Origin of the sequence: Paraburkholderia sp., assembly GCF_034668105.1 — a bacterium.
Lineage (GTDB): Bacteria > Pseudomonadota > Gammaproteobacteria > Burkholderiales > Burkholderiaceae > Paraburkholderia.
In genome coordinates this window covers 1-5435 of sequence record NZ_JAXDPY010000502.1, presented here as the reverse complement: position 1 = coordinate 5435, position 5435 = coordinate 1, and the positions used below count along the sequence as shown (strand labels likewise).

The following is a 5435-nucleotide window of genomic DNA, read 5'->3' as shown; positions in this document are numbered from 1 at the left end:
CAATCCGCTCGGTGTGAAAGGTTGCGGCGAGGCAGGCGCGATCGGCTCGCCACCGGCGGTCATCAACGCGATCCTCGACGCGCTCGCGCCGCTCGGTGTGACCGACCTGCAAAAGCCGGCGACGCCGCATCGCGTGTGGTCGGCGATTCACGCGGCCAATTCAAGCGCCAAGCAACCCCACTGAGATCATGAGCGGAGCATTCGACATGTATTCATTCGAGTATCAACGCGCGACGGATCCGAAAGCGGCCGCCGCAGCCCTCATCGCCGACAGCGACGCGAAGTTTCTGGCCGGCGGGCAAAGCCTGTTGCCGACCATGCGTCTGCGTCTCGCGCAACCCTCGCAACTCATCGACGTGACGCGCATTCCCGCGCTGAAAGCGATCACCGTCGAGGCAAAGACGGTGACGATCGGCGCCGCCGTTTGCCACGCGGACGTCGCGGATCACGCGGAGCTTCGGCGCGTGTTGCCGGCGCTCGCGGATCTGGCCGCGCACATTGGCGATCGCCAGGTGCGCGCGCTTGGCACCATCGGCGGCTCGCTCGCGAACAACGATCCGGCCGCCTGTTACCCGGCCGCGGCCATGGCCTTGGACGCGACGATCGTCACGGACAGGAGACGGATTGCATCGAGCGATTTCTTCGTCGGCATGTATGAGACCGCGCTAGCACCCGACGAGCTGATCGTCGCCGTGGAGTTTCCGGTACCCGAGCGCGCGGCCTATGAGAAATTCCGCAACCCGGCTTCGCACTTTGCGTTGGTCGGCGTGTTCGTCGCGAAGTTCGCGAGTGGCGTGCGCGTCGCGGTGACCGGCGCGGCGTCGGCGGTCTTTCGCGTGCCGGAACTGGAACGCGCGCTATCGGCGAATTTCACGCCCGACGCCGCGCGAGCCGTGACCGTGTCCGACGCCGAGCTGAACACCGACATGCACGCAAGCGCCGAATATCGTGCTCATTTGATTCCGGTGCTGGCCGCGCGCGCGGTGACGAAGGCGAACGGTTAGCGATTCTTGTGGTTTGCGGCTGACGTGGTGACGCGCGTTGGCGCGGCACGGCTGCAACGTTTCGCGGCCGTGCCGCTTTGCTCTCCACCGTGCAGATTCAGGAGCACCATGCAGCCCGCTTCAATCGACGACACGCTCGCTCAGCTCGCCGCCCAAAGCTACTTTGCCAGCCGCGAGCTCGCCACCGCGTTGTATCTCGCACTGCGGATGGAGCGGCCGTTGTTCGTCGAAGGCGAGCCGGGCGTCGGCAAGACCGAACTCGCCAAAGCCGCGGCGGGAATGCTCGGAACCTCGATGCTGCGACTGCAATGCTACGAGGGACTCGACACCGCCAGCGCGCTTTACGAATGGGATTACCCGCGCCAGATCATGGCGCTGCGTCTGGCCGAGGCCGCCGGCGAGCGGCCCGGCAACGACACGCTGTATCGCAGCGAATTCCTGCTGAAACGTCCGCTGCTGCAAGCACTGATGCCCGACGAAAATCATCCGGGCGCGCGGCGCGTATTGCTGATCGACGAGATCGACCGCGCCGACGAACCGTTCGAAGCGTTCCTGCTCGAGTTGCTTTCGGACTTTCAGGTATCGATTCCCGAGTACGGCACGGTGCGCGCGGCGCAGCCGCCGCTGGTCGTGATGACGTCGAACCGGACCCGCGAAGTACACGACGCGTTGAAACGCCGTTGCCTGTATCAATGGATCGGCTATCCCGAGCGCGATCGTGAACTGGAAATCGTCGCCGCGCGCGCGCCGCGGACTTCGGCGGAGTTGCAGCGGCGCGCGGTCGATTTCGTGCATCGGCTGCGCGGCATGGATCTGTTCAAGGCGCCAGGCATCGCCGAAACGATCGACTGGTGCCGCGCGTTGGAAGCGCTGTCGGTGACGGAACTCGATCCGCAATCAGTGCAGAACACCTTGGGTGTGCTGCTCAAGTATCAGGACGATCTGGCGCGCATCGATGCCGAGCAGATCGCGCAATGTCTCGCGGCGCCGGGATGAGCGCACGCTCGACGCCCCCCTCCGTCGACGCGCCGGACGCGCCGGTCGACACGCCGACCTTGGCCCGCAACGTCGTGCATTTTGTGCGCGTGCTGCGCGGCGCGGGCTTGCCGATGTCGCCGGCGCAAGCCGTCGACGCACTCGCCGCGTTGCACTGGATCGACCTCGGCCGGCGCGACGATGTACGCGCCGCGCTCGCCACGCTGCTGGTCTGCGCGCCGGACGAACGCGAGCTCTTCAACGCCGCCTTCGACCTGTTCTGGCGCGACCCGGATTGGGAAGGCAAGCTGCGCGCGCTGCTGCTGCCGAAAGTCCGCGATGGGCTGCCGCCCCCCAAACGCAACAACCGTCTCGCCGACGCGCTTGCCATGCGCACGCCGCCCTCGCCGCACCGCAAAGCGCCGCAGCAAACCGAACAACACGAGCTGCACGCGCACGTCACTTTCAGTGCTGAAGAGCGGCTGCGTCATCGCGATTTCGAAACACTTTCCGCTGACGAATGGCGCACGTTGCGGCATCTGATCCGCGGGCAACGTTTGCCGCTTGCCACCGAACCGACGCGCCGCCTGAAGGCGGCCTCGCACGGCACGCATGCGGATTTGCGCGCGAGCGCGCGGCAAGCGGTGCGCGCGGGCGGCGACTGGACGGTGTGGAAGTATCGCGCGGCGGTGGAACGCAAACCGCCGCTGGTCTTGCTGCTCGATATATCCGGCTCGATGAGCAGCTATTCGCGGGCGGTGCTGTACTTCTGCCACGCGCTGCTGCAATCGCGTGAGCGCCTGCAGGTATTTCTGTTCGGCACGCGCCTCACCAATGCAACGCGGGCGCTGCGCGAGCGCGATCCCGACGTGGCCATTGCGGCGCTTACCGATCAGGTCGTCGATTGGTCGGGTGGCACACGAATCGGTGCGGCACTCGCCGAATTCAACCGACGTTGGGCACGCCGCGTGCTGACCGGCAGAGCGACGGTGCTACTCGTCACCGATGGCCTCGATCATGAAGCGATCGACATGCTCGACACCGAAATGGCGCGGCTGCGCCGCTTCGCCTACCGGATCGTGTGGCTCAATCCGCTGCTGCGTTTCAGCGGCTTTTCGCCTAAGGCGCGCGGCGTGCAGGCAATCCTGCCGTATGTCGACGCGCATCGTCCCGTTCATAACCTGGACAGTCTGACAGCGTTCGGCCGCGATCTCGCGCAACTCACACGCGCGCCTCGTCTCACCGTACCCGCCAGGACCACCGCAGGAGCAATACCATGGAATTGAGTGAAACCCATACGCTGCCGGTTTCGCAGCAGCGCGCGTGGGATGCGCTGAACGACACCGGAATCCTGCGCGCCTGCATTCCCGGTTGCGAGAGCATCGACCCGGATGGCGAGAATGCGTACGCGGTGGTGATGAGCGCATCGGTCGGTCCAGTGAAGGCGCGCTTCAAAGGGCGTATGCTGCTGACCGACATCGAGGCGCCGAACACTTACACGATTGTTTTCGAGGGTCAGGGTGGCGCGGCGGGCTTCGGCAAGGGCAATGCGCGCGTCACGCTCGCAGCCGAGGGCGAGGCCGCCACGACGCTCACATACACCGCGACCGCACAGGTGGGCGGCAAGCTCGCACAGATTGGATCGCGGCTCGTCGACGGCGCGGCGCGCAAGATCGCGGGCGAATTTTTCAAGCGCTTCGGCGCGCAGGTCGGCGGCGCCGCTGACGGCGCCACGGCCCCGGATGGCGGTGACTCTGCAGCCGCCGAAGCAGCAGGGCAGAATACAGGATTGAATGAGGCTGCGGACACTGAGTCCGGCGGTGACGGAACGAAGAGGAAGAAATCATGGACAGCGTGGATCTCGAAGTCCTGAAATCCAGCGCACGTTGGCTGGAAGAGGGACATCGCGCGCTACTGGTGACGGTGGTGAAGACGTGGGGCTCGTCGCCGCGTCCCGAGGGCGCGATGCTCGCGGTGCGTGACGATGGGCTTGTGGTGGGTTCGGTATCGGGTGGCTGCATTGAAGACGACCTGATCGATCGCGTACGCCAAAGGGGGATCGAACAGACTCGCCCGGAGGCGGTGAAGTACGGCATTTCAGCGGAAGAAGCGCATCGTTTCGGCTTGCCTTGCGGCGGCACGATCCAGCTCGTGCTTGAACCTTTGACACCGCAGAGCGGCATTGGCGATCTGTGCAATGCGGTGGAGGACGGCCGTCTGGTGGCACGCGAAGTCGACATGATGACGGGCGCGGTGCGGCTTGATGCCGCACGGGCGACAGACGGCGTGCATTTCGACGGTGAACGTCTGCTGACGATTCACGGCCCGCGCTACCGGATGCTGGTGATTGGCGCGGGGCAGTTGTCGCGCTACCTGTGTCAGATCGCGGTCGGGCTCGATTATCAGGTTACGGTGTGCGATCCACGCGAGGAGTACACCGAGGAGTGGGACATTCCCGGCACGAAGATCGTGCGGACGATGCCCGACGACACGGTGATCGAGATGAAGCTCGACGAGCGGTGCGCGGTGATTGCGCTGACGCATGATCCCAAGCTGGATGATCTTGCATTGATGGAGGCATTGAAGACGCCGGCTTTTTATGTGGGTGCTTTGGGATCGAGAAGGAATAATCAGGCCCGGCGCGAGCGGTTGAAGGAGTTCGATCTGAACGATGCGGAGTTGGCCCGGTTGCACGGGCCGGTTGGGATTTATATTGGCAGCCGGACGCCGCCTGAAATTGCGGTTTCGATTCTTGCCGAGGTGACGGCGGCTAAGAATGGGGTTTCGTTGCCGACTCTATTACAGGTTGAAGGCGCTAAGGCCGCGCGGGAGATTTTGGCTTCTGGAGATGCGGCTTGTAGTGTTTGATTTTGTTTTTTTGCCTGCGCGGCGCTTGTTGTCTGTTTTTTGCCTGCGGCGTTGGGGTTTGCTTGATTTTGTTTGCCTACGCGGCGCTTCTTGTCTGTGCTTTTATGGTGTGGGCCTTTCCTTGTTTTCTTATTGGTCTATTAGCGTCGCCCCTGTGCGGGGCAAGCACCTACTTTTCTTTGCCTGCCGCAAAAAAAAGTAGGCAAAAGAAAGCGGCTCACACCGCTAGTTCTTAAGCGAGTCCCACGCACAGTGACGGTAGTGGTGCATCTGGAATCTGTGCCCTCGCACATTCGGCCTAAGTGACAAAGGCGTCATTCTTCCGGCGACGCTGCGCGCCCCGAAGCGCATTTCTCAAACCCAATTGCTGCGTTTCGCTCCCCGCTCCATTCGAGCTCCATTCAAGCTCCATTCGAGCTCCATTCGAGCATATAAACTTAGTCGATTTATTCGGGTCATTCGAGCAATTCACGTAATTCGGGCAATTCGGGCAATTCGGGCAATTCGGGCAATTCGGGCAATTCGGGCAATTCGGGCAATTCGGGCAATTCGGGCAATTCGGGCAATTCGGGCAATTCTGTCCATTAT

At 63.3% G+C, this 5435-nt stretch carries 6 protein-coding genes; all 6 read left to right on the top strand.

Annotated features, from left to right (window positions below):
• Nucleotides 1-184 (top strand): hypothetical protein (locus tag QOC89_RS22525; RefSeq protein WP_323047039.1); only part of this gene is annotated, 184 nt, incomplete at its 5' end.
• A gap of 22 nt (nt 185-206) precedes the next feature.
• Nucleotides 207-1004, top strand: coding sequence for a xanthine dehydrogenase family protein subunit M (locus tag QOC89_RS22520; protein ID WP_323047038.1), 798 nt, complete (start codon nt 207-209; stop codon nt 1002-1004).
• A 108-nt stretch (nt 1005-1112) separates the two neighbouring features.
• Nucleotides 1113-2000, top strand: coding sequence for a MoxR family ATPase (locus QOC89_RS22515; protein ID WP_323047037.1), 888 nt, complete (start codon nt 1113-1115; stop codon nt 1998-2000).
• Nucleotides 1997-3265 carry a VWA domain-containing protein gene (locus QOC89_RS22510; RefSeq protein ID WP_323047036.1) on the top strand — a complete coding sequence of 423 codons (1269 nt, stop codon included), beginning with the start codon at nt 1997-1999 and terminating at the stop codon, nt 3263-3265. Before QOC89_RS22515 ends, QOC89_RS22510 begins: the two co-directional genes overlap by 4 nt.
• A complete protein-coding gene (locus tag QOC89_RS22505; protein WP_323047035.1) occupies nt 3256-3852 on the top strand; it encodes a carbon monoxide dehydrogenase subunit G in 597 nt (198 codons plus the stop codon). The genes QOC89_RS22510 and QOC89_RS22505 overlap by 10 nt, the downstream gene beginning before the upstream one ends.
• A complete protein-coding gene (locus QOC89_RS22500; RefSeq protein ID WP_323047034.1) occupies nt 3825-4847 on the top strand; it encodes an XdhC family protein in 1023 nt (340 codons plus the stop codon). The genes QOC89_RS22505 and QOC89_RS22500 overlap by 28 nt, the downstream gene beginning before the upstream one ends.
• Nucleotides 4848-5435 lie beyond the last annotated feature (588 nt).